This is a genomic window from Streptomyces sp. NPDC001135, from assembly GCF_053598395.1.
Genome location: NZ_JBSFKD010000013.1, coordinates 145,926 through 166,253 on the forward strand (window position 1 = coordinate 145,926; position 20,328 = coordinate 166,253).

The 20,328-nt window shown below is 73.3% G+C and carries 18 protein-coding genes, 1 pseudogene and 1 riboswitch; of the genes and pseudogenes, 7 read left to right on the top strand and 12 right to left on the bottom strand.

Annotation, left to right across the window (positions count from 1 at the left end):
* Window positions 1-72: 72 nt before the first annotated feature.
* The 3 genes and pseudogenes from ACWC94_RS18270 to ACWC94_RS18280 form a co-directional block, all read right to left on the bottom strand.
* Window positions 73-1,050, bottom strand: a complete 978-nt coding sequence (locus ACWC94_RS18270; RefSeq protein WP_450797623.1) for an asparaginase — start codon at window positions 1,048-1,050, stop codon at window positions 73-75.
* A gap of 103 nt (window positions 1,051-1,153) precedes the next feature.
* Window positions 1,154-1,709, bottom strand: a pseudogene (locus ACWC94_RS18275) (dihydrofolate reductase family protein); the annotation flags it as partial.
* A 111-nt stretch (window positions 1,710-1,820) separates the two neighbouring features.
* Complete coding sequence (locus tag ACWC94_RS18280) at window positions 1,821-3,230, bottom strand: hypothetical protein (RefSeq protein ID WP_450797624.1); 1,410 nt, start codon at window positions 3,228-3,230, stop codon at window positions 1,821-1,823.
* 281 nt (window positions 3,231-3,511) lie between these two features.
* On the opposite strand from ACWC94_RS18280, the gene ACWC94_RS18285 reads away from it, so the two are divergent.
* Complete coding sequence (locus tag ACWC94_RS18285) at window positions 3,512-4,420, top strand: hypothetical protein (protein ID WP_450797626.1); 909 nt, start codon at window positions 3,512-3,514, stop codon at window positions 4,418-4,420.
* Window positions 4,421-4,468: 48 nt separating this feature from the next.
* Here the strand turns inward: ACWC94_RS18285 and ACWC94_RS18290 are convergent, their stop codons facing one another.
* Window positions 4,469-4,984 (bottom strand): hypothetical protein, encoded by a 516-nt coding sequence (locus ACWC94_RS18290; protein ID WP_450797627.1) that lies wholly within the window; start codon window positions 4,982-4,984, stop codon window positions 4,469-4,471.
* Window positions 4,985-5,242: 258 nt separating this feature from the next.
* Here ACWC94_RS18290 and ACWC94_RS18295 point away from each other — a divergent pair, with 258 nt between their 5' ends.
* On the top strand, window positions 5,243-6,274 hold the full coding sequence (locus ACWC94_RS18295; protein ID WP_450797628.1) for an alpha/beta hydrolase: 1,032 nt from the start codon (window positions 5,243-5,245) through the stop codon (window positions 6,272-6,274).
* A 429-nt stretch (window positions 6,275-6,703) separates the two neighbouring features.
* Here the strand turns inward: ACWC94_RS18295 and ACWC94_RS18300 are convergent, their stop codons facing one another.
* From ACWC94_RS18300 to ACWC94_RS18315, 4 genes are all read right to left on the bottom strand, one after another.
* Window positions 6,704-9,238 carry an FUSC family protein gene (locus ACWC94_RS18300; RefSeq protein ID WP_450797629.1) on the bottom strand — a complete coding sequence of 845 codons (2,535 nt, stop codon included), beginning with the start codon at window positions 9,236-9,238 and terminating at the stop codon, window positions 6,704-6,706.
* Between the two features lie 93 nt (window positions 9,239-9,331).
* On the bottom strand, window positions 9,332-10,189 hold the full coding sequence (locus tag ACWC94_RS18305) for a 5-oxoprolinase subunit C family protein (RefSeq protein ID WP_450797630.1): 858 nt from the start codon (window positions 10,187-10,189) through the stop codon (window positions 9,332-9,334).
* Entirely contained in the window at window positions 10,186-10,863 is a 678-nt protein-coding gene (locus ACWC94_RS18310; RefSeq protein ID WP_450797631.1) for a 5-oxoprolinase subunit B family protein, read from the bottom strand. The genes ACWC94_RS18305 and ACWC94_RS18310 overlap by 4 nt, the downstream gene beginning before the upstream one ends.
* Window positions 10,860-11,612: a LamB/YcsF family protein gene (locus ACWC94_RS18315; RefSeq protein WP_450797632.1), complete on the bottom strand. Its 753-nt coding sequence runs from the start codon at window positions 11,610-11,612 to the stop codon at window positions 10,860-10,862. Before ACWC94_RS18315 ends, ACWC94_RS18310 begins: the two co-directional genes overlap by 4 nt.
* Before the next feature lie 169 nt (window positions 11,613-11,781).
* Between ACWC94_RS18315 and ACWC94_RS18320 the strand changes: the two genes are divergently transcribed.
* The 4 genes from ACWC94_RS18320 (at window position 11,782) to ACWC94_RS18335 (ending at window position 14,615) form a co-directional block, all read left to right on the top strand.
* Complete coding sequence (locus ACWC94_RS18320) at window positions 11,782-12,501, top strand: DUF969 domain-containing protein (RefSeq protein ID WP_450797634.1); 720 nt, start codon at window positions 11,782-11,784, stop codon at window positions 12,499-12,501.
* A complete protein-coding gene (locus ACWC94_RS18325) occupies window positions 12,498-13,472 on the top strand; it encodes a DUF979 domain-containing protein (protein WP_450797635.1) in 975 nt (324 codons plus the stop codon). The genes ACWC94_RS18320 and ACWC94_RS18325 overlap by 4 nt, the downstream gene beginning before the upstream one ends.
* Window positions 13,473-13,503: 31 nt before the next feature.
* A complete protein-coding gene (pcp, locus tag ACWC94_RS18330; protein ID WP_450797636.1) occupies window positions 13,504-14,154 on the top strand; it encodes a pyroglutamyl-peptidase I in 651 nt (216 codons plus the stop codon).
* A gap of 308 nt (window positions 14,155-14,462) precedes the next feature.
* Complete coding sequence (locus tag ACWC94_RS18335; RefSeq protein ID WP_450797637.1) at window positions 14,463-14,615, top strand: hypothetical protein; 153 nt, start codon at window positions 14,463-14,465, stop codon at window positions 14,613-14,615.
* Between the two features lie 39 nt (window positions 14,616-14,654).
* Here ACWC94_RS18335 and ACWC94_RS18340 read toward each other — a convergent pair whose 3' ends face one another.
* Complete coding sequence (locus ACWC94_RS18340) at window positions 14,655-15,449, bottom strand: hypothetical protein (RefSeq protein ID WP_450797638.1); 795 nt, start codon at window positions 15,447-15,449, stop codon at window positions 14,655-14,657.
* Window positions 15,450-15,836: 387 nt separating this feature from the next.
* Between ACWC94_RS18340 and ACWC94_RS18345 the strand changes: the two genes are divergently transcribed.
* Entirely contained in the window at window positions 15,837-15,974 is a 138-nt protein-coding gene (locus ACWC94_RS18345) for a hypothetical protein (RefSeq protein ID WP_450797639.1), read from the top strand.
* On the opposite strand, the gene ACWC94_RS18350 is transcribed toward ACWC94_RS18345, so the two are convergent.
* The 3 genes from ACWC94_RS18350 to ACWC94_RS18360 all read right to left on the bottom strand — a co-directional run bounded on the left by ACWC94_RS18350 (window position 15,957) and on the right by ACWC94_RS18360 (window position 19,003).
* Entirely contained in the window at window positions 15,957-16,961 is a 1,005-nt protein-coding gene (locus ACWC94_RS18350) for a pirin family protein (protein WP_450797640.1), read from the bottom strand. The two genes, ACWC94_RS18345 and ACWC94_RS18350, sit on opposite strands and share 18 nt — an antisense overlap.
* Before the next feature lie 40 nt (window positions 16,962-17,001).
* A complete protein-coding gene (locus tag ACWC94_RS18355; RefSeq protein WP_450797641.1) occupies window positions 17,002-18,021 on the bottom strand; it encodes an NADPH:quinone reductase in 1,020 nt (339 codons plus the stop codon).
* A 94-nt stretch (window positions 18,022-18,115) separates the two neighbouring features.
* Entirely contained in the window at window positions 18,116-19,003 is an 888-nt protein-coding gene (locus tag ACWC94_RS18360) for an MBL fold metallo-hydrolase (protein ID WP_450797642.1), read from the bottom strand.
* Between the two features lie 1,023 nt (window positions 19,004-20,026).
* A riboswitch (cobalamin riboswitch) is annotated at window positions 20,027-20,254 on the top strand.
* Window positions 20,255-20,328 lie beyond the last annotated feature (74 nt).

The following is a 20,328-nucleotide window of genomic DNA, read 5'->3' on the forward strand; positions in this document are numbered from 1 at the left end:
ATCCCGCAATTTGAAAGGGAGTTGATGGCGCATCAGCTGCGACTGCCGGACGAATGCCGCATAGTGGTGTTCTCAGAACACCGCCCGCACCTCTCCCACCTCGCGTCCCCCACCCAGCACCGGCGTACGCCCGACGCGGTCAATGACCGGTTCCGTCACGCCCATGAGACGCAACGCGCGGGCGAGGACCGGGCCGAGGGCCCGGACGCCGCCGTCGTCAATCTTGAGGGCCAGGGAGCGGCCGTCGGGCAGTGCCAGAGCCTGGACGGCTTCCGCGCCCGCCTTCGACAGCACGCCGGGTATCTCCCTCATGAGCCAGGTGTCGTGGCGGCGGGTGCCGGCGACGTACTCGGGGTGGGCGCGCATGGCGTCGGCGACCCGCCGTTCGGGCGTTCCGGGCGCGGCGAGGACGTACGAGCGCAAGGAGCGGGCGAGCCCGGTCAGGCTGATCGCCATCAGGGGCGCCCCGCAGCCGTCCACGCCGACGGCGGCCACCGGCTCGCCGGCCGCCTCCTCCACGACCGTGCGGATGAGCAGTTGCAGCGGATGGTCCGGGTCACGGTAGGACTCCAGCGGCCAGCCCCGGAGCGCGGCGGCGGCCAGCATCGCCGTGTGTTTGCCGGAGCAGTTCATGGCCACGCGGTCGCGCCGGCCGCCCGCTGCCAGGTGGGCCTCCTGCTCCACCTGGTCCAGCGGGAGGGCGGGCGGGCACTGCAGGTGGTCCGGGGTCAGCCCGTGCTCGTCGAGCATCGCTCGCACCAGGTCGCGGTGGAAGGGCTCGCCCGAGTGGCTCGCGGCCGCCAGGGCCAGCCGCTCTCCCGCGAGGTCGAGACCGGCCCGCAGCACGCCCGCCGCCTGCATCGGCTTGTTGGCGGAACGCGGGAAGACGGGGGACGTCACGTCACCGACGGCCGACTCCACCGAGCCGTCGGCGGCGAGCAGCACCACACTCCCCCGGTGCCGCCCTTCGACGAATCCGGAGCGGACGACCTCGGCGAGAACCGGGTCGCGGGGTTCGCCTGAGGGGGTGGCTGTGGCGGGCTGCGGCATCGGCAGGTCACCTTCCGGTGGGACATCGGCTCGCGTCACGGTACCCACGGACCGGCCACGGCGCCGCGGAGGTACCGTGCGGCCGGAGACCCTCGCGCCACGTGCGCCAGAACAGGTGGTGCGTGACGCCGCTCGGGCTGGGGACGGCATCGAGGTGGAAGCGGTCGAGCAGCTCGTCGGGGGACTCCCGCAGGCGTGCCCCGGCTCCGAGCCTCACCGGTGAGACCGCCAGGTGCAGGGTGTCGACCAGGCCGGCGTCGAGGAACTCGCGGATGGTGGTGGCCCCGCCCCCCGAGTCGCACGTCCTTGCCCTGTGCCGCCTCCCGTGCCTGTTCGAGGACCGTGCCCGGGTCGCCGTCGACGAAGTGGAAGGTGGTGTCGGCGAGCGTGAACGAAGGACGTTCGTGGTGGGTCATGACGAACACCGGGGTGTGGAACGGGGGCTCGGCGCCCCACCAGCCCTGCCACCCGCGGTCCTGCCAGAGGCCACGCCGGGAACCGAACTTGTTGCGGTCCGTGATCTCGGCGCCGATGCTGCGGGCGTAGTCCCGCGTGAAGTAGTCGTCGAGGCCCCGGCTGCCCCCGGGGTCGGTGCGCATGGGCCGGCTCGCGATGGCACCGGCCCAGGCCCCGGGATCGGCGTGACCGAACGGCCTGTCCGCATGGTCGACGACGGTGGGACCACCGAGGCCGGAAGAAGTCGTCGGTGCGGCGGCGGGGGTCGCCCGAGCTGGCGACCCCCGCCGTGTGCGCGCCGTGGCCGTCGCGGCTCAGTTCAGCGTGAGGGCCGCGGAGTCGTCGCGGCTGTTCGGGTCGAACGCCGGCCGGCGGGAGTGGGACGGATCCGGGCCCCAGACCACCTGGACGCCTCCCTTGGCACGGGTGACCACTTTGTCGACCCGGAGGGTCAGGGTGAAGCCGGTGACCGTCCCCTTGGGCAGGACGAGGCCCGACGGGCCGCAGACGTACGGGCCGTGCGCCTCGGCCGTCGGATTGTTCTCCTGCCACGGAGCACAGTTGGCCGAGTGGCCGACCGCGGTGGTACCGGTCGGGAGCGTCACCCAGACGGAGGGCACTCCTTCACCGCCGCTGCGGTCGTACAGCGTCGCCGGGCCGTTCGCGGACAGGTGGAAGGCGAAGGTCGCGTTCTTGCCCCGCCCGGCCCGGGCACTCGCGCCGGTGACACCGAAGTCGGCGGTGTTGCGGGCCTTGAGGGAAGCGATCCAGTAGTCGGTGACCTCGCCCGTCTGCGGCAGGGAGACGGAGCCCGCCGGAGCCGAGGACCACCGGCCCGCCTTGATCACCTTGAGTTTCAGTGTGGCGCCCTTGCCCCAGGTCCACTTGATGCCCTGCCCCTCCGGCCAGCCCGGCTGGCCGAGGGGCGCGGTGCGGGTGTCGAGGTAGGTGTACAGCGCCGTCGAGTTCACGCGCAGCCGCACCGGTGCGGCCAGGGCCGCCGTCTCTCCGATGCCGATCGCGCCCTTGGGATAGCACTCCGCGAAGCGGATGGTGCCGTTGGACCCGTACTTGCAGTTGGCGTAGTGGTCGGCGAAGTCGAGGCCGGGTGAGGCGGCCAGGGCGGTCTGGACGCCCCTGGCGGGTCGGTTGCCCACGTTGCTGAACCGGACCGGTTCGGACACCGTGCTGCCGACCTTCAGGTCGGTGTGGTCGGTGAGCCTGTCGAGGCCGAAGGAGGGGCCGCCCACCTCGACCTTGCCGGTGCCGCCCACGATCTGCGCGTGCGCGGACCGCCCGGTGACCTCGTACGTGCCCGCCGCACCGAGCGCGGCCCCCTTGAGCGGGGTCAGGGTCAGCCCGGTCATGGCGCCCATGTGCGTGGTGGGAGAGGAGTCGGACTCGAGCGACTCCGAGCAGGTCGCCACCAGGGCCTTGACCGTGCAGTTGCCCGAGAACGTCACCTTGGCGATCTTCGACAGGCCCCGGGCGTCCACGGTCAGGGTGACGTCGTCCGCCTGGAGGTTCTTCGCCTTGGTCTGGAACTCCAGGTGCACGTCCGCGGTGGCGGGCGCCGCCGGCAGGGCGACCGGCTCCGGGGCGTCCAGGGTGATCACCGGCTGGCCGGTGACGGCGCCGGCCGGGGCGGCGCCCAGCAGTGCCGCGGCCAGACCCGCGGCGGACAGGAACGCCGCGGCCGTACCGGTGAGGGATCTTCGTCTCATCAAAGTCCTTTGGTCAGAAGGAGGTTCACGCGCATGGTCTGCGCGGTCAGGGGGACCCTAGTCCCTGGACCCTCCGCGCTCACCAGCGGTACCGGTCCTCACGGTGTTACGCCCCTGTGACGCTGAACGGACGATTCGAGAATCATGGCCTGTCAGGCTCGTCGTCGAACAGAGCGGCAGGCGGTCGCGTGGCCTTCAGCGACCAGGACGACGCCGGAGCGGCTCTGCCACAGCTGCATCCAACGACCTGACCTGTCGACGTTCCCTGGGGGAATCCCGCCATGACCACCCGTACCCGCACCATGGCCGCCGCCATCGCCGTGGCCGCGGCCGTCACCGGCTCGGCGCTGCTGGGCGCCTCGGGCGCCGCCTCGGCCGCCACCAGCGCCTCGCACGGCACCCTGACCGTCAGCAACGGCACCAAGTACGTGCTGATCGGCGGCCACAAGGTGAACTTCGGGGTACCCGTCCGGGACCTCGCCTGGTCCCCGGACGGCGCCAAGGCCGCCTTCGTCGACGGCTCCGGCAACCTGGACATCGCCAACCCCGACGGCAGCGGGCGCGTCGTCGTCGCGAAGAACCCCGGGAACCAGAACTGGTCGCACCCGACGTGGCAGGTGACCGCGAAGGACACCCAGAACAACATCCCCGCCAAGGACAACCTCATCTTCGCGGCGCGCGCGAACAACGTCTCCCGGCTGAAGGTCATCTCCGCCAAGGCGGTCCACGGCACGCCCAAGACGCTGTCCCTGTACGGCGAGCCCGGTCCGGACGGTGCGCTTCCGCAGACCGGCAACGTCTGGCCGAACGCGGCAGGCCACTACGGCACCTCGGTGTACGCCAACGACCACACCGGCGACGTCTACATCCGGGACGACTACCTCCGCCAGCAGGGCAGCAAGCTCACCAAGGGCTCCCAGCCGGACCTGTCCCCGAACGAGGAGGAGGTCGTCTTCGTGCGCTCGGTCGCCGGCCACGACCACGTGCTGGTCGAGGACTTCACGCACGGCAACCACATCAAGGACCTCACGCCGCACGCCACGACCGACTACACCGAGCCGGCCTGGTCGCCCGACGGCAAGACCCTCGCGGTGCGCACCCCGTCCGGCACGGTGACTCTGCCGGCCGACGGCTCGGGTCACCCGACCAAGGTCACCTCGACGGTCGGTCTGGCGGCGTACCGCCCCTGACCCAGGTCCACGGAACGGGCCGGGCCCGTCCGGGGCGCGAGGTGCCGGTCACTTCGCCATCCGGGCGAGCTCGGCCCGCAGTTCGTCCAGGTGCGCGTCGGACGTGTCGTGCGGCAGGAACTCAACGACGTCGAGGAACCGGAAGAGCACCCGGCTGCCGGTGACGGCGTACTCGTACTCGGCGAACCCCACCACCGCCCCCATGGCACCCCGGACGGTGCCCCGCACCACATGAGAGGTCATGTCGTCGGGCTCCGCCGCCGACATGCCGCGCCGGGCGTTGGGCCGGGCCAGATAGGGGCACACCATGGAGGCGTACAGCATGCACGCCCGGTGCCCCGGCCCTTCGAGGGTCGGCGCGAGATTGCGGTAGGGCCGCCCGGCGGCCAGCGCCTCCCCGATCGCCGCGCTCTCCGCCGCGCCCACCACACGCCACACCGGCCCCTGCGGCATGCCCTGGTTGCACACCGAGCACAGACGCTTCCGCGCGCACACGGCGCTGCGCTCGTAGTCGGTCAGCGCGAACTGGGGCTCCTCCCCTTCCCAGGGAGTGATCGCCGGCACCGGATACCCACGAGCGTCACGGGGTCGGGCCTCGACCGCCGCCGGCATGGGAACACTCTCGAATCGCACAAGCCATGCCTACCAGGCCCGACGCCTTGCGGCCAAGGCTCACGGGAGACGACCGCCGGGGGACGGAGGGCCGGCGGGGATCAGCCCACCCGGCATGGGGCACGCGGGTGCCGGCCGCCCGGAAGAGCGCGGCGGTGCCTGCTCCGGCCCGTCTCCCGGCCGGTACCGGTAGGTGGTTGGCTACGCCGTATGAACCTCGCGGATGACATGCCGTCGCCGGACTCCGGCCCTGCCTCGACAGCTTGGAGCGCGCCTCCGTTCGCCCCCGAACTGGCCGCGGCGCTCAACGGTTCGGCGGAGGCGGACCGGGAGCCCTTCACCCCGCAGAACCTCACGGAACGGCAGGAGCGGGATGCGGCGGCCCGGCCCAGGCCGACGGTCCGGGAACTGCGGGCCGACGGCCGTTTCGAGGTGGAGGAGCTGCGTGTGCCGGGGCCGCCGGGAGGGCCGGACGTCACGCTCGTGAGCGGACGGCCCGCCGGGATCGCGGGACCGCTGCCCCTGCTGTACTACATGCACGGCGGCGGAATGATCACGGGAAACGCGTGGTCCGTCCTTCCGCGGCTCCTCCGTGAGTGGGCGGTGCCCCTCGAACTGGCCGTGGTCTCCGTCGAATACCGGCTGGCACCCGGGGCGCAGTACCCCGCGGCACTGGACGACTGTTACGCCGGACTGGCCTGGCTGACCGCGCACGCGGCCGGACTGGGCATCGACGCCGGCCGTGTCGTCATAGGGGGAAAGAGCGCAGGCGCCGGACTGGCCGCGGCCCTCGCCCTGTTCGCCCGCGACCGGGGCGGGCCCACGCCGATCGGGCAACTGCTGCTGTGCCCGATGCTCGACGACCGCAACGACACGTTCTCCAGTCACCAGATGGCCGGCATCGACCTCTGGGACCGTACCTCCAACGCGACCGCCTGGCAGGCGGCGCTGGGCGACCGGTGCGGCGCCGCGGACCTGCCGCCGTACGCCGCTCCCGCCCGCGCCACGGATCTGTCCGGGTTGCCCCCGGCCTACATCGAGGTCGGGTCGGCGGAGACCTTGAGGGACGAGAACGTCGCCTATGCCCAGGCGATCTGGCGGGCAGGCGGCCATGCCGAGTTGCATGTGTGGCCCGGTGCCTTCCACGGCTTCGACACCTTCGCACCGGGTGCGGCTCTCAGCCAGGACGCCCGCGCCGCCCGTACCCGCTGGCTTCGGCGCATCCTCACGCGGACGCGATGACCCCGTAACAGACCGTAGGCCAGGTGCGGGATCGCGTCCGCGGTCCGTTCGGTGGCCGGCCAGGTGCGGGGGTCGCTGACGCCGAGGCGTGCCAGCGGTGCGTCGGTCAGGGTCATCGCCAGGGCTCCCGGCCCGGACAGCCGGTTGTCGCGTCCCTCCCCGTCCGGGACCGGGTGTCCGGCCCCGGCGGTGACCCTCTCCACCATCGGCTTCGGGAGTGCTGCTCGAAGGCCGGCCGCGCAGTGCCATGTCCAGGTAGGTCACGGCGTTCAACGCGGTGGTACCGGCAGCCCCGGCGGCGCAGCCGCGCGCGATGCTTCGGACATGCGGCTGCGGGTCCCCGCCGTGGTCCGGGTCAAACGGTGCGGGCCGAACGGTCCGGGCCGAACGGTTCCGGTGCCGTCCCGGTCCGCCGGTGGCGCGGCGCCGTCACGGCGTCTCGGGGCCTGGTCCGGTCTCGGGGCTGCCCCGTGGGATCCGTCTCAGGTCGGTCATCAGCGAGTCCAGCCACGACACCGTCGCGTAGTACAGGCGCGGTGCACCGGGCGGCTCGGTGCCGCGCCCCTCGAGGTCCGGATCGACCAGCGGAATCCGCGCCGTGGGGGTGTCCGCTCCGGGATCCAGCGCGGCCGACACCAGCAGCATCCGCCCGGCCACCCGTTCCCCCATCCCGCTGACCGACCCGGCCGCCGCAGGGCCCAGTCCGGTCAGCGGCGGTGTCAGCAGCCGGTCGGACCCCCACAGGGTGTGGTGACCGGCCATCAGCGTGGCCTGCCAGTCCACGGCACGCAGCCCGGCCCGGCGCGCCGTCCCGCCGAAGGGCACCGGCTCGCTCAGGAACTGCGCGTACGCGGACTCGGCGAGGATGATCGCGCGCTGCAGCGACCGGTGGCCGGGGACGCCCGAGGAGGCGGCCACCGCGCCACCGCCCGCCACCGAGGCGCCGGTCGCCACCACGATCTCGGCGGCCCGGCGCATCAGTTCCGCCGCGGCGTGGCGCATCTCGTCATGGGCGCCGCGCGGCCAGGCCAGCAGGCCGAAGACGGCGCCGATCACGCTGCCGACCAGCACGTCCAGCATCCTGACCTCCGCCAGTCTCCAGGTCGGCGGGGCCAACTGCGCGAAGACCAGCGCCACGAGCACCGTGAACAGGCCCTGCGCCCAGCCCACGCCCTTGACCGGACCGACCGTGAAGGCGCACAGCATCCACACGGGCAGTACGACGGCGTAGACGGCGGTGTCCGTCCCGGCCAGGCTCAGTACGCCGGCCGTGACGAGGGCTCCCGCCAGGGTGCCTGCGAGTGCCAGACGGATGGTGTGCCAGGTCTCGTCCATGGTGGTGCGGGTGAGGGTGAGCGTGGCCAGCGTGGCCCAGAATCCATGGGGCAGCGTGTCCACCCCCGCCACGAGCCGGGCGGCGGTCAGGGCCAGGGCGATGCGGACCGCGTTCTGGAAGAACACCGACCGGCGCCCGGCATGGCCCCGTACCCGGTGCCACCACAGCATCGGCGCCCGGGTTCTGGCGTACCAGAAGCGTCCGTGCGGAATCCCCACCAGGGCGTGTCTGCCGTGGACCGCCAGATCGGCCGCCGTGGCCATGGCGAGTGCGGCGTCGGCGATCTCCAGGACGGCGGCGTGCCGGCGCAGTACGGCGGCCGGGAATTCCGGCGCGCGAGCGGCTCCGGGTACGGAATTCCCTGCGGGAGGCGGGTCGGCGGACGTGGAATCCCCGACAGGGACCAGACCGGCGGACGCCGAAGGCCCGGCAGGGGCCCGGCCCTCGGACGCGGAACCCCCGGCGGGATCCCGGCCATCGGACGCCGAACCCCCGACACGAGCCCGGCCATCGGACGCCGAACCCCCGGCGGGAGCGGGACCCCCGCCGAGAGCCGGGGCATCGGACGCCGTGTCCTCGGCGAGAGCCGGGGCACCGGACGTGGTCTCCTCGGCGAGAGCCGGGCCGTCCGGTGCCTCGGCGGTGGCCGGGCCCGCGGACGCCGAACCCTCGGGGGTGGCCGGGTCCGCGGGTGCGAAAGACCCGGTCGGGGCCGGGCTCGCGGACACCGCCGACAGGCGCGCACGCGTCCTGACCAGGACCTCGTACGGCGCCACCGGCGAAGCCCCGGCGTTCAGGCAGGTCGCGGTCGCGGTGGCCAGTCGTGCCACGGCCTGCAGCACGGCGGTCACCTCGGGGCCCGGGTGCCCGCCCGGCGCGGCGGGCAGTTGCACGAGGCGGCTCAGGAGGGTGCGCGTGGCGAGGCCGGTGTGGGCGAGGGCACGGTCGCGCACTCCTGGTCCGGCCGGGCGTTCCGCCTCCGGCACGGTCAGGGACCGCAGTGACCGAGCGGTCTCCCAGGCTGCCCGGATGTCCGGGTCGGTCAGGGCGTACGGCGGTGCCGCGAGGAGGGTCGCGCAGTGTGCGGCGGTGCGCGCGGCGTGGGTGGCCCGGGCCCGGTAGGACGGCGGGCTGGGCTCGGGGAGGATCAGTGCCTCGGCGGCGATGAAGAGGGCCAGTCCGGTGGTCGTGCCGATCAGCCGCTCGGCGAGCGTGCCGGGAGCGTACGGCGGGAAGGACGGGAGGATGTAGAGGAGTTGCAGGCCCGGCGCCGCTCCCGCCGGGCGCGGGCCGCCCACGGCGGCGAAGGCCAGCGCGAAGCCGACCGCCAGCATGCCGACGACGGCGCTCCAGGTCCGCACCGACAGAAAGGTCCCGACCACGACCAGCACCCAGCACACAGGAAGCAGCCGCAGCACGGTCGCGGCCCGCTGCCGGCCGGTGCCCGGGATCTTGGCGAGTCCGCCCAGGGCGACGGCCGCGAACAGGGCGTACGTGGCCGCCACGGGACGATCGAGGCCGTAGCGGAAGAGGTAGAAACCGGCCGCGGCGACCAGCGTCACGCGTACCGCCCGGCGGCCCGAGGCGGCGTAGTCCGGCGGAATCCGACGGGCTGGGACTCGACCCACCCCTCCAGAATCGCCCACCGCCGATCGCCCGGCACGCCGCCGCCCGGCCCGCCGTCGGGAGGCGAACCCCGGCGAACCCGTCCTGCCGGCGGGTCACCCCAGGGTGAAGCGGATCGGTGTGCCCGCCGCGGCCTGGGCTGCCGCCGCGAGGGCGAGCTCGGCGACGACGCCGATCACCGGGTAGCCACCGGTCGTCGGGTGGTCGTGCAGGAACACCACCGGACGCCCGTCCGGAGGCACCTGCACGGCGCCCAGGACCATGCCCTCGCTCGCCAGCTCGCCGCTCGACACCCGCTCCAGCGACGGTCCTTCGGTGCGCAGGCCGATGCGGTTGCTGTGCTGCGACACGCGGTACGCCGCCGAGGTGAGGGTGCGCAGCGCGGCGGGCGTGAACCAGTCGGCGCGGGGGCCGAGGCGCAGCGGCAGGGTCAGTTCGGTGGGCGGCGCCGGCCAGGGAGCGCTGTCCGGCGGTACCGGCTGCCGGGCGGGAGTGCCCAGCGGGAGGACGTCCCCGTCGCGCAGGGGTGCCGGGCCGAGTCCGGAGAGCAGGTCCGTCGCGCGGCTGCCGAGAACGGGTTCGACGGCGATGCCGCCGGCGACGGCCACGTAGGAGCGCACGCCCGCCGTCACACCGCCCACGTTCAGGACGGCGCCCGCGGGCACCCGTACGGGCACTCCCCAGCCCGCCGGCCGGCCGGCGACCGTCACCGGGCAGGGCGCGCCGCCGACCACGACGCTCACGCCGTGGTCGGGGCGCAGGGCGCAGCCGGTCAGGGTGGTCTCCAGGACGGCGGCGTCGGGGGCGTTGCCGAGGAGCAGGTTGGCCAGGCGCATGGCGGGGGCGTCCAGCGCGCCGGAGCGGGGCACGCCCAAGTGGGCATGGCCGCGCCGGCCGCGGTCCTGGACGGTGGTGAGGGCGCCGGACCGTACGACGGCGAGCTTGACGGTCATGGCGTGCCGTCCTCGTCCACGAACCGCACCCGCGTTCCCGGTGTGAGGAGCGCCGGTTCCTCCCGGGTGAGGTCCCACAGCGGGGTCGGGTCCGGCATGGTCCCGATCAGCTGCCAGCCGCCGGGGGTGGCACGCGGGTACACGGCGCTGTAGGGGCCGGCGAGCGCGACCGCTCCGGCCGGGACCCGGGTGCGGGGTGTGTCGCGGCGCGGTACGTGCAGCTCGGCGGGCAGGCCGGTGAGGTAGCCGAAGCCGGGGGCGAAGCCGCAGAAGGCGACGCGGTAGGTGTACGAGGAGTGGCGGGTGGCGACCTCGTCGGCGTCGATACCCCACAGAGCGGCCACATGGGCCAGGTCCGGGCCGTCGTAGCGCACCGGGATCTCCACCAGCGCCCCGTCGTCGGCCGCATGGCCGGGCAGGTCCCAGTCGGCGATCCGGCGGGCCAGTTCCCGCGGGTCGGTGACACCGTCCAGGAGTACGGTCCGCGCGCCCGGCACGATCTCCTCGACCGGGGGCAGGGTTCCCGCGGCACGCCGTCGCAGGAGTTCGGTGTGGAAGGCCCCGGTGCGCTCGCCGTCGGGCAGTTCGACGAGCAGGGCGTGCCGCCCGGCGGGACGCACCTCGACGGACCGGCTCCCGGTCATGCGCCCCTCGACGGGCCGGCTGCCGGTCATGCGAACGCCCTCACCTCGACGCCGGTCGCGTCGAGTGCCTCACGGACCCGCGCGGCGATCCGGGCGGCGCCCGGGGTGTCGCCGTGGACGCACAGCGAGCGGGCGGCCACCGGGACGGTCGTACCGTCCACGGCCCGTACGGTCCGGTCCACCGCGAACGCCAGCGCACGCCGGACCACCGCGTCCTCGTCGGTCACCACCGCGCCCGGCTCACGGCGCGGCACGAGTGTGCCGGCGGGGGTGTAGGCACGGTCCGCGAAGGCCTCGGGTACGGCGGTGAGGCCCGCCTCCTCGGAGGCGGCGAGCAGCCGTGACCCGGGCAGGCCGAGCACCGGTGGTGTTCCGCCCGCCAGGCGCACGCCGGCCACCACGGCCGCGGCCTGTTCGGCGTCGTGCACGGTGCGGTTGTACAGGGCGCCGTGCGGCTTGACGTAGGCCACCTCGGCACCGGCGGCCTCGGCGAAGACCCGCAGTGCCCCGATCTGGTAGGCGATCTCGGCAGCCAGCTCGTCGCCGGGCACGTCCATGGCGCGGCGGCCGAAGCCGGCCAGGTCGCGGTAGGAGACCTGGGCTCCGATCCGGACGCCGCGTGCGGCGGCGAGGTCGCAGACGCGGCGCATCACCGAGGGGTCGCCGGCGTGGAAGCCGCAGGCGACGTTGGCGCTGGTCACGACGGAGAGCAGGGCGTCGTCGTCGGTGAGGGTCCAGCGGCCGAAGCCTTCACCGAGGTCTGCGTTGAGGTCGATCACACCTCCAACGTAGGCGATTGTTGAACGATCCGACAAGAGATGGATTTCCGGTCCTACCTCTTGTTCGATCGTTGAACGATCCTCTAGGGTCCCGGGCATCCCTCACGGATTCGGTCCCCCGGATCCGCGCCGCTCGGGCGTCCAGCCCGCTCACGCCTAAGGCAGCCGCATGATCGTTCTCCTCGGCGTGGTCGTGGTGATCCTCGGATTCGTCACGCGCCGCAATCCCGTCCTCGTGGTGGGCGTCGCCGGTGTCTTCACCGGACTGATCGGCGGAATGAACCCGCTGGAGGTCCTCGCGGCCTTCGGCCGGTCCTTCGCCGACAGCCGCTCGGTCACCGTCTTCGCCGTCGTCCTCCCCGTGATCGGCCTGCTGGAACGCTACGGCCTGCGCGAACAGGCACGCAGGCTCATCGGCCGGCTCGGCGGCCTGAGCACCGGCCGGTTCCTCACCGCCTACCTCCTGATCCGTCAGATCACCGCGGCCCTCGGCCTCACCAGCGTGTGCGGTCCCGCGCAGACGGTACGGCCGCTGGTCGCGCCCATGGCCGAGGCCGCCGCCGAACGCACGGCGGGAGCGGCGCTGCCCGAGCGCCTCCGGGAGAAGGTGCGTTCCTACTCCGCGTCCTCGGACACCGTGGGTCTCTTCTTCGGCGAGGACTGCTTCATCGCGATCGGCTCGATCCTCCTGATCACCGGCTTCGTCAACTCGACGTACCACCAGGACCTCGAGCCGACCCAGCTGGCCCTGTGGGCGATACCGCTCGCCGTCTGCGCCTTCCTCGTCCACGGCGCCCGCCTGCTGCTCCTGGACCGGCGGCTGCAGCGGGAGATGGCCCTCGCCGCCGCCGAACACGACCTGCCGCTTCCGAAGGAGAACAGCAAGTGATCAAGGTCGAGTGGCTCTACTGGCTGGTGGGGCTCGTCTTCGTCGTCATGGCCGTGCAGATGGCCGCCGACCGCAGCAACCCCAAGCGGTGGACGTCCGCCGCGTTCTGGGGCCTGCTGGGGCTCACCTTCCCCTATGGCACCGGCGTCGCCGACGCCACCGCGAAGAACGGCGGCTGGACCCTGCCCGCCGAACCGCTCGGGGCCGCGGTCCTCGCCCTGATCGTGCTCGCCGGATTCAACTTCCTCGGCAAGGGCACCCCCGTCACCAGCACCACCGAGGAACGCGAGGCCTCCGCCGCCCGGCTCGGCAGCAGGATCTTCCTCCCCGCCCTGACGATCCCGCTCGTCGCCATCGTCTGCGCCTCCCTCCTCGACACGTCCGGCCTGTTCGAGACGGGCAAGGCCACCCTGATCGGACTCGGTGCCGGCTGTCTCGTCGCCCTCGTCGTCGGCATGCTGGTCACCGGCGAGCGGAGGCTGTCCGTGCCGCTCCACTCCGGCCGCTCCATGCTGGAGGCGATGGGGTCCGCCCTGCTGCTGCCCCAGCTCCTCGCCGTGCTCGGCTCGATCTTCGCACTGGCCGGGGTCGGCACCCAGGTCGGCAAGATCGTGCACGACGTCCTGCCGGACCACTCGAAGTACCTCGCCGTCATCGCGTACTGCGTCGGCATGTTCCTGTTCACCCTGATCATGGGCAACGCGTTCGCCGCGTTCCCCGTGATGACCGCCGCGATCGGCTGGCCGGTCCTCATCGAGCAGATGCACGGCAATCCGCCCGCGGTCCTCGCGATCGGCATGCTGGCCGGATTCTCCGGGACGCTGTGTACGCCCATGGCCGCCAACTTCAACATCGTCCCGGCCACCCTGCTCGAGCTGAGGGACCAGTACGGGCCCATCAAGGCACAGATCCCGACGGCTCTTCCGCTGCTGGTCTGCTCCACCGTGACCATGGCGCTGTTCGCGTTCTGAGCAGGCCGACGCCCCTCGTGAAGGAAGTGCCATGACCCGCGTGCTCATCACCGGTTTCGCCCCCTTCGACGGCCAGCGGGTCAACCCGTCCTGGCGGGCCGCGTCCCTGGTGGCCGCCGAGCCTCCGGCGGGACTCACGGTCACCGCCACCGAACTCCCCTGTGTCTTCGGCACATCCGTCGACACCCTGCGCGACGCCGTCCGCGCCGCCCGCCCCGACCTGGTCCTGTCTCTGGGCCAGGCGGGCGGGCGCCCAGGCGTCACCGTCGAACGCGTCGCCATCAACGTCGACGACGCGCGCATCCCCGACAACGCCGGCAACCAGCCCATCGACGAGCCCGTGGTCCCGGGCGGTCCCGCCGCCTACTTCTCCACCCTCCCCGTCAAGGCCTGCGTCGCCGCGCTGCGTGCCGCCGGTGTGCCGGCCGCCGTCTCCCACACGGCCGGCACGTTCGTCTGCAACCACGTCGCGTACGGCCTCGGTCACCTCCTCGCCACCGAATTCCCGCACGCCCGGGGTGGTTTCGTGCACGTGCCCTGGGCGCCGGAACAGGTCACCGACGGCACCGCCCCGGCCCTGGAGCCCACCACGGTCGCCCACGGACTGCGCGCCCTGCTGCTGGCCGCCGCCGGCACGCCCGCGGGCCACGACCTGAAGGCCACCGAGGGAGCCACCCACTGATCCGCCCGACTCCCCCGTCCAGCCGGTGACTTCACTGGACGAGGAGGGCCGCCCGCCTTGCATCCGGCCTTCCACGGCGCCTACGACCGGCATTCGCCGGTTCCACAGGCACTGGCTGCCGGTCCCGGTCCACCTGCCGGCCGCCGCCGGAGCACCCGCCTTCCCGCACAGGGCGCCGGTCATCGCCGCACTCGACGGACGCGGGTACGGCGGGCGCCCGCTGGGCCGAGGTGCCGGCAGCAGCAGCCGCCACCGCTCGACCGGTCTCTGCCCGCGGCTGCGCTGAGCGCCGCGGCACCGGTACGTCCGTGCGCCGAGCGGAGTCCGCCCAAGCGCACCTGGTGGCGGTCCTGGCCGCCGTGGACGGCGGGGACTTCACGACCGGCCACGGGCCGGCCGCCTTCGCGGCGTCGGCCCTCGCCGCGGGATGTGAAGCCGTCCCGGCCGGCGTGTCCCGCTGACACGTCCGCGTGTCGTGGGCTGTGCCCACCGCGCCTCGCTCAGCCGTTCAGGACTCCGCCCTTGATGCTGACGGGGACCGTGTCGTCGGGGCGAGGGGTCTTCACCGACACCGGTGTGCCGAGGCCGGACAGTTCCATCGTCGCCTCCACGCGGCCGCCGGCCAGGTTCAGTGTCATGCGGGTCTGCACCAGGCGCCCTCGGCCGTCGACCCACGCGTCGGCGAACACCGGGATGTCGTCTCCCAGGAGGTCCCGGGCCCGGTCCATCTTCGCGCGCACATCCCGGGCCATCCTCAGGGTGAGGGTCTTGTGGTCGAGCGTCCCGCGGTAGTGCACGGCCCGTACCCCGTGGACGGTCTCCTCCCCCTCACGGGAGACGCTCCGCAGAGCGGATATCTGCCTCAGGACGTGCTCCGGGTCGTTGGCCGGGGCCCGCAGCGCGGCGTGTGCCTCGGCCTTGTCACGGGGCATCACCCCCCACTTCCCGCCGTCGGGGCCGGAGGCACCCCCGATGTAGACCTTGCCGTCCGCGAAGGTCTCGTCGCTGTGCGAGATGGCGCCACCGGGGAAGTCGACGGCGACGGATCCCCGGCCGCGGCCGAAGTCGAACCCGCCGGTGATGGTGAGCCGGTACACCTTCCCCTCACCGGCGACCTCGATCCGTTCGTGCAGACGGGCGGACGTCGCACCGGTCCTGGCGACGGCCGCGCGCACGGCGGCCCCGGGCGGGGTCGAACCGGTCTTCGGCCGCGCGTCACCCGTCCCTTCACCGGTCGCGGCACAGCCCGCGCACAGCAGAACGGCAACGGCGGCCAAGGGGACGGCACAACGCATCGGCTCTCCAGAGAAGTCGGAAGTCGTGAGGGAGCACTACGTCAGATGCGTCGTTCGATGCGTCCTGCGTGGCTCGGCACGGGGGCGCTGCCGGTGGTCTGGCCGACGCGCCTCCCAGGGCGATTTTATAATGATCTCACCGCTGGGCCGTAAGCGATTTTCCTGGGCCGCCTCGGGTTTGACCGGGACGCACAGTGCGGCGAGAGCGCCGGCGGCCATGCTGATCGGCGGGGTCAAGGCGTCCGGCACCGGCTCCCGGTCGGCGGAGCCGCCGCCCATGCCGAGGCGTTCACCGAGACGCAATGGGTCACCGTCCGCCCGGACATCGCGGACTACCCGTTCTGAGCCGCCGCGCTCCCCCGGCGATGACGGCCGGACACAAGCGGCGTGTTCGACCAAGTGGACGGTCAGGCCGGCGTGCTTGCCGTCGGCCAGGACGTCGCATGGTCCTCGGCGTCGTTCCGCGCGACGGTGGGGGCGGCGGAAGGCCGGCTCATCGAGCGCCTGTCAGAGAACGGTCGGTGAGTGGCGCGGCGGGTTCCTGCGCGGGGTGATGACGGCGTTCGGCAGCGCGGGCGCGGGCAGACGGTCGCCCGGATACCCTTCGACGGCGCCGAAGCGGTCGGAGGAGTTCTGCCAGTCGTCCCGGGCCCTGGCGATGTCCTCGTGGCTGCGCCCGACGAAGTTCCACCACATGACGATGTCCTCCTCGAACGGCGGTCCGCCGAGCAGCACCGTCCGCGCGATGCCGTCCGACTCGTTCACCAGCGTCAACGCGCCGACGCCCGGAGGGACGTAGCCCAGCTGCGCGGATCCGAGCAGCGTGCCGGCAAGGCGCACCTCGCCCTGGTCGACGAGGAGGCCGTGCTCGAAACCGGCGTCCACGGCGAGCGTGACGCTCGCGCGTGGCTGCAGGACGATCTCGGCGCCGAGCAGGGGCGTGAAGGTCCGCACCGGGGAGACGCACCCGGCCAGGGAGCCGAGGAACACCCTGATCCGGGCCCCGTCGGTCAGCACGGGCTCCGGTGCGTAGTGCTGGAAGTCCCGTTCGGTGTCACGGTGCTCCTCCGGCAGCGCCACCCACAGCTGGACGCCGTGCAGGACGGTCGTACGCGGGGTGGAGACCTCCGAGTGGGCTATGCCGTGTCCGCCCGTCATCAGGTTCAGCTCGCCGGGTCGTACGCGGGCGTGGCTGCCCATGCTGTCCCGGTGCTCGATCTCCCCGGTGAACAGCCAGCTCACCGTCTGCAGCCCGGTGTGCGGATGCGGGGCGACGTCCATGCCACCCGTCGTCGAGACGTCGTCGGGGCCGTAGTGATCGGCGAAGCACCAGGCTCCGATCAGGGTGCGGGCGCGCTGCGGCAGTGTCCGCCGTACGGTCATCGCCCGGGGGCCGCCGAGGGGGACGTCGCGCGGGGTCAGCACCTCGACCGGCGCCGTCCCGGCCGGTCGCGGGCCGTCCACCGCTGCACCGCAGCGCACTTCCGCGGGTGTCGTTTCGACGTTGCTCACCGTGGACCGCCTCCCGGAAGCGTTGTTCTATATTCAACCATCATGCCATGATCGTAGACGGCCGGCCGGGGTCCGTGGCCGTGAGGTCCGTCCGCAGGACGGCGCGTCGCCCCCGCAGCTCACCCCTCTCCACCCGGGCGTGGACGTCGGCTGCCGCGCTCAGCGGGAAGACCTCGATGCTCCGTGGGCGCAGAGCGCCCCGGCCGAACAGGTCGTTGACGTACGCGGCTGCTGCGGCGAGTTCGTCGGGTGTCGCGTGCGAGATCACGAACCCCACGACGGAGCGGTCGTTCAGGTACAGCGCCCCGGCGGGCAGCACGGGGCGGGTCCCGAGGCCGGCCAGCAGCACCACGCGGCCCCTGCGGGCGAGCAGTTCGACCGTGGTCTCCAGGTCGTTGACGCCCGCCGTGTCCAGGCACAGACCGAGCCCGGCCGGCGCCGCCCTGCGGATCTTCTCGGTCAGTTCCGGATCCCGGTAGTCGAACACCTCGGCCGCGCCCAGGTCCGCGCAGTACTCCGCGTCCCGCGCGCCGGCCGTGGCGAGGACACGGGCGCCGGCCCGCACCGCCATCGTGACCAGCGCACTGCCGACACTGCCCGCGGCGCCGGCGACCAGCACGGTCTCGCCCACACTGAGCCGCCCGTGGACGAACAGCCCCAGATACGCGGTCGCCGCCGGATGGACCACCGCCACCGCCGCGTACGGATCGACTCCGTCGGGCAGGGGGTAGAGCCGATCGGCCGCCACCACCGCCTGCTCGGCCGCCGCGCCCTGCCGTCCTCCGTGCCCGAGGCTGTTGCACCACACCCGGTCCCCGGCGCGGAAGCCCGTGACGCCGGGGCCCACCTCCGCCACCGTGCCGACCAGGTCGCGGCCCACGACGAAGGGGAAGACCACCTGTGTGGGGAACCGCCCCGACCGTACGAAGGTGTCCACCGGGTTGACCGTGGTGGCGAGCACGTTCACCAGGACGTCGGTGGGACCCGGCCGGGGAGCCGCGATCTCGCCGTACCGGATGACGTCCGCGGACCCCAGCTCCTCAATGTACGCAGCACGCATGGCACCGCATGCTTCCACCCGTGCCCCCGGAATCAGCTCAGGGCGCGGGGGACACGGCGCCGAGCGACCCGCACGGGTCGCTCCGGCGGTCGCCTCACCAGCGCACCGCGGTGAAATCGATGGGCTGTGGCCGCAGTTCCCGGGTACGGACCGCCAGCCGCCGCAGTCGCCGGGCCATCTCGTCGGCGGGGAGACGACGGCGGTCGCCGTGGCCCGGCAACAGCCACTCGAAGCGCAAGCCGCCGGCGGTCCGGGCCAAGGAGGCGGCCAGCTCACCGATCGAGTACCAGGTGACGCTCTCCACCACCTCGATGTCCCCCGTGGTGCGCGACCAGTAGAAGCTGTCTCCGCTGAAGCAGTACCGCTCGTCCGCGACGAAGAGCACGCTGCCGCGTGTGTGGCCGGGCAGGGGGTGGGCGATCACGCCCTCGGCGATCTCGGCCGGGTCGGTGCCCCGCAGCACCCCGTCGGCGTCCGGGGCGGCATCGAGGTCTCCCTCGTGGATCCAGAGCCGGGCACCGAAGTGGTCGGCGTATCGGCGCCCGTGCGCGGCGTGGTCGCGGTGGGTGAGCAGGACGTCGGTGACGGGGCCCAGCGCCTCGTAGCGCGCGGCCAGCGCGGTGCTCCAGCGCGGGGTGTCCACCATCATCGCGGTGCCGCCGGGGCGGCCTAACAGGTAGGAGTTGGCCCCCGCGGTCTGCCTGGAGTTGTGTCCGCACAGGTACACGGTGTCGTCCAGGGCCATCGGGAAGGGGTCCAGCTCTGTGTCCAGCCGCCCGCCCGGAGGGCGGATCGACCGCGTCTGGCAGGCGTAGGCGGCGGCGTGCAGCTGCCTCACCTCCGTCCGGTCGCGCGGCTGGCGCAGCACCGCCGCGCGACCGTCGACCTCACCGATCAGGCCGGGGGCGAGCTGCCGTGCGACATCGCAGTTCGTGCACCGCTCGTCCACGTACCAGCCGTCCTCGAACCGTTCCTCGCTCATGGCCGATTCCTCCCCGCGTCGTGGCCGTCCGGCCCGGCTTCTCACTCTCCAGGGGTATCGGGACCCCACGGAGAATGGAAGGGGGCCCGGATCTTGTACTTGCGGCATCGTGCTGCTCCGAGCGGGCCGGCGCGCCGGCGCCGACAGACCGCCCGCCGACGCTGATGACCGCTTGGCGTGCTGTGGGCACCGGCAGGCACCCGAGGCCCTCGTCCCCTGGGGCCGGCAGCACGAGACCGCCCCGGTGCCGTGTGCCGCTGCGCCGCCGAGGGTTTCCCTGTCGTCGCGACAGACGGGCCCCACCACGGCGCCCGGACCCAGGACGAGCGGTTCGGCCGGATCGCGGCCGGGAGGCGGGCCGGCAAGGATGCGGGCGCGCTGGTCGCCGGCATACACCGCTGTCCGGCCGGTCGGGCCCGGCAGGCAGTCCTGACCGGGGTCCGGCGCCCGACCAGGTCGGCGTCGGCACGTGGGTCACGTGCGGCATGCCGATGGACGCGGGCCCGGCGTCCCGCTCATGGCCGCGGTGCTCCCGACCCGCGCCGCCGTACCGGTCCTGCTCGGTGTGCACGGGCCGGGCGACGCCACCGCCCGGATCACCGTGCCGGTGCGGGTTTCGCCGCGATTCCTCGCCCGGCCTGCGAACGGACCCGAGATCGCGTGCTCGACGACCCGGCGTGGCCGGGCCGCGCCGGTACGGACGCTCGGAGACGACACGGGCGCTCGGCTCATGCGGACCGTGCGACGCGGCGCCGGTTCGGTGTCGACGCGAGGCGGACGGGGGCGGTGTTGCTGTCGGGCATCCACGGCACCGCCCTGCACGGGCGAGCCGTTCCACGGCACTCGGCAGCCGAGCGGGGCGGGCAGTTCCCGACCGACGGCTTCCCTGGCCTCGGTGCGCACCGCCGAGGTGAAAGCCCGTGCCATTTCCCACCGTTGGCCCCGCTCACACCCTTCGGCCGCGTGTCCGACCTCACCCTCCGCATGCCGGACACGATCCACCGCGCCCCCGGGCCGCCCCTTAGGCTGACTCCTGCAGCTGGTTCGCCCCGTCAGCCAGGCGGGACGCGTCGTAAGAGGGAACCCGGTGGGAATCCGGGACTGCCCCGCAGCGGTGAGCGGGAACGACCGCCGTCATACGCACTGGGTCCGCACCGGGCCTGGGAAGCGACGGCCAGTAGGTGTCCTCGCCTTGGTACAGGCAAGGGCGCGCCCGCGAGTCCGAAGACCTGCCACCTGCCCGCGTGCGGGACTGTCCGTACGCGGACATCCCGGTGACCTCGAGGGCGGGTCGGCGTAGACAACCGCACGGACGGCCGTGGGCC

Coding starts and splice junctions, on each gene's coding strand:
- ACWC94_RS18320 (WP_450797634.1), top strand. CDS start 11,782: ATGATCGTTCTCCTCGGCGTGGTCGTGGTGATCCTCGGATTCGTCACG.
- ACWC94_RS18270 (WP_450797623.1), bottom strand. CDS start 1,050: ATGCCGCAGCCCGCCACAGCCACCCCCTCAGGCGAACCCCGCGACCCG.
- ACWC94_RS18280 (WP_450797624.1), bottom strand. CDS start 3,230: ATGAGACGAAGATCCCTCACCGGTACGGCCGCGGCGTTCCTGTCCGCC.
- ACWC94_RS18355 (WP_450797641.1), bottom strand. CDS start 18,021: ATGCGTGCTGCGTACATTGAGGAGCTGGGGTCCGCGGACGTCATCCGG.
- ACWC94_RS18305 (WP_450797630.1), bottom strand. CDS start 10,189: ATGACCGTCAAGCTCGCCGTCGTACGGTCCGGCGCCCTCACCACCGTC.
- ACWC94_RS18285 (WP_450797626.1), top strand. CDS start 3,512: ATGACCACCCGTACCCGCACCATGGCCGCCGCCATCGCCGTGGCCGCG.
- pcp (WP_450797636.1), top strand. CDS start 13,504: ATGACCCGCGTGCTCATCACCGGTTTCGCCCCCTTCGACGGCCAGCGG.
- ACWC94_RS18310 (WP_450797631.1), bottom strand. CDS start 10,863: ATGACCGGCAGCCGGCCCGTCGAGGGGCGCATGACCGGGAGCCGGTCC.
- ACWC94_RS18340 (WP_450797638.1), bottom strand. CDS start 15,449: ATGCGTTGTGCCGTCCCCTTGGCCGCCGTTGCCGTTCTGCTGTGCGCG.
- ACWC94_RS18295 (WP_450797628.1), top strand. CDS start 5,243: ATGAACCTCGCGGATGACATGCCGTCGCCGGACTCCGGCCCTGCCTCG.
- ACWC94_RS18360 (WP_450797642.1), bottom strand. CDS start 19,003: ATGAGCGAGGAACGGTTCGAGGACGGCTGGTACGTGGACGAGCGGTGC.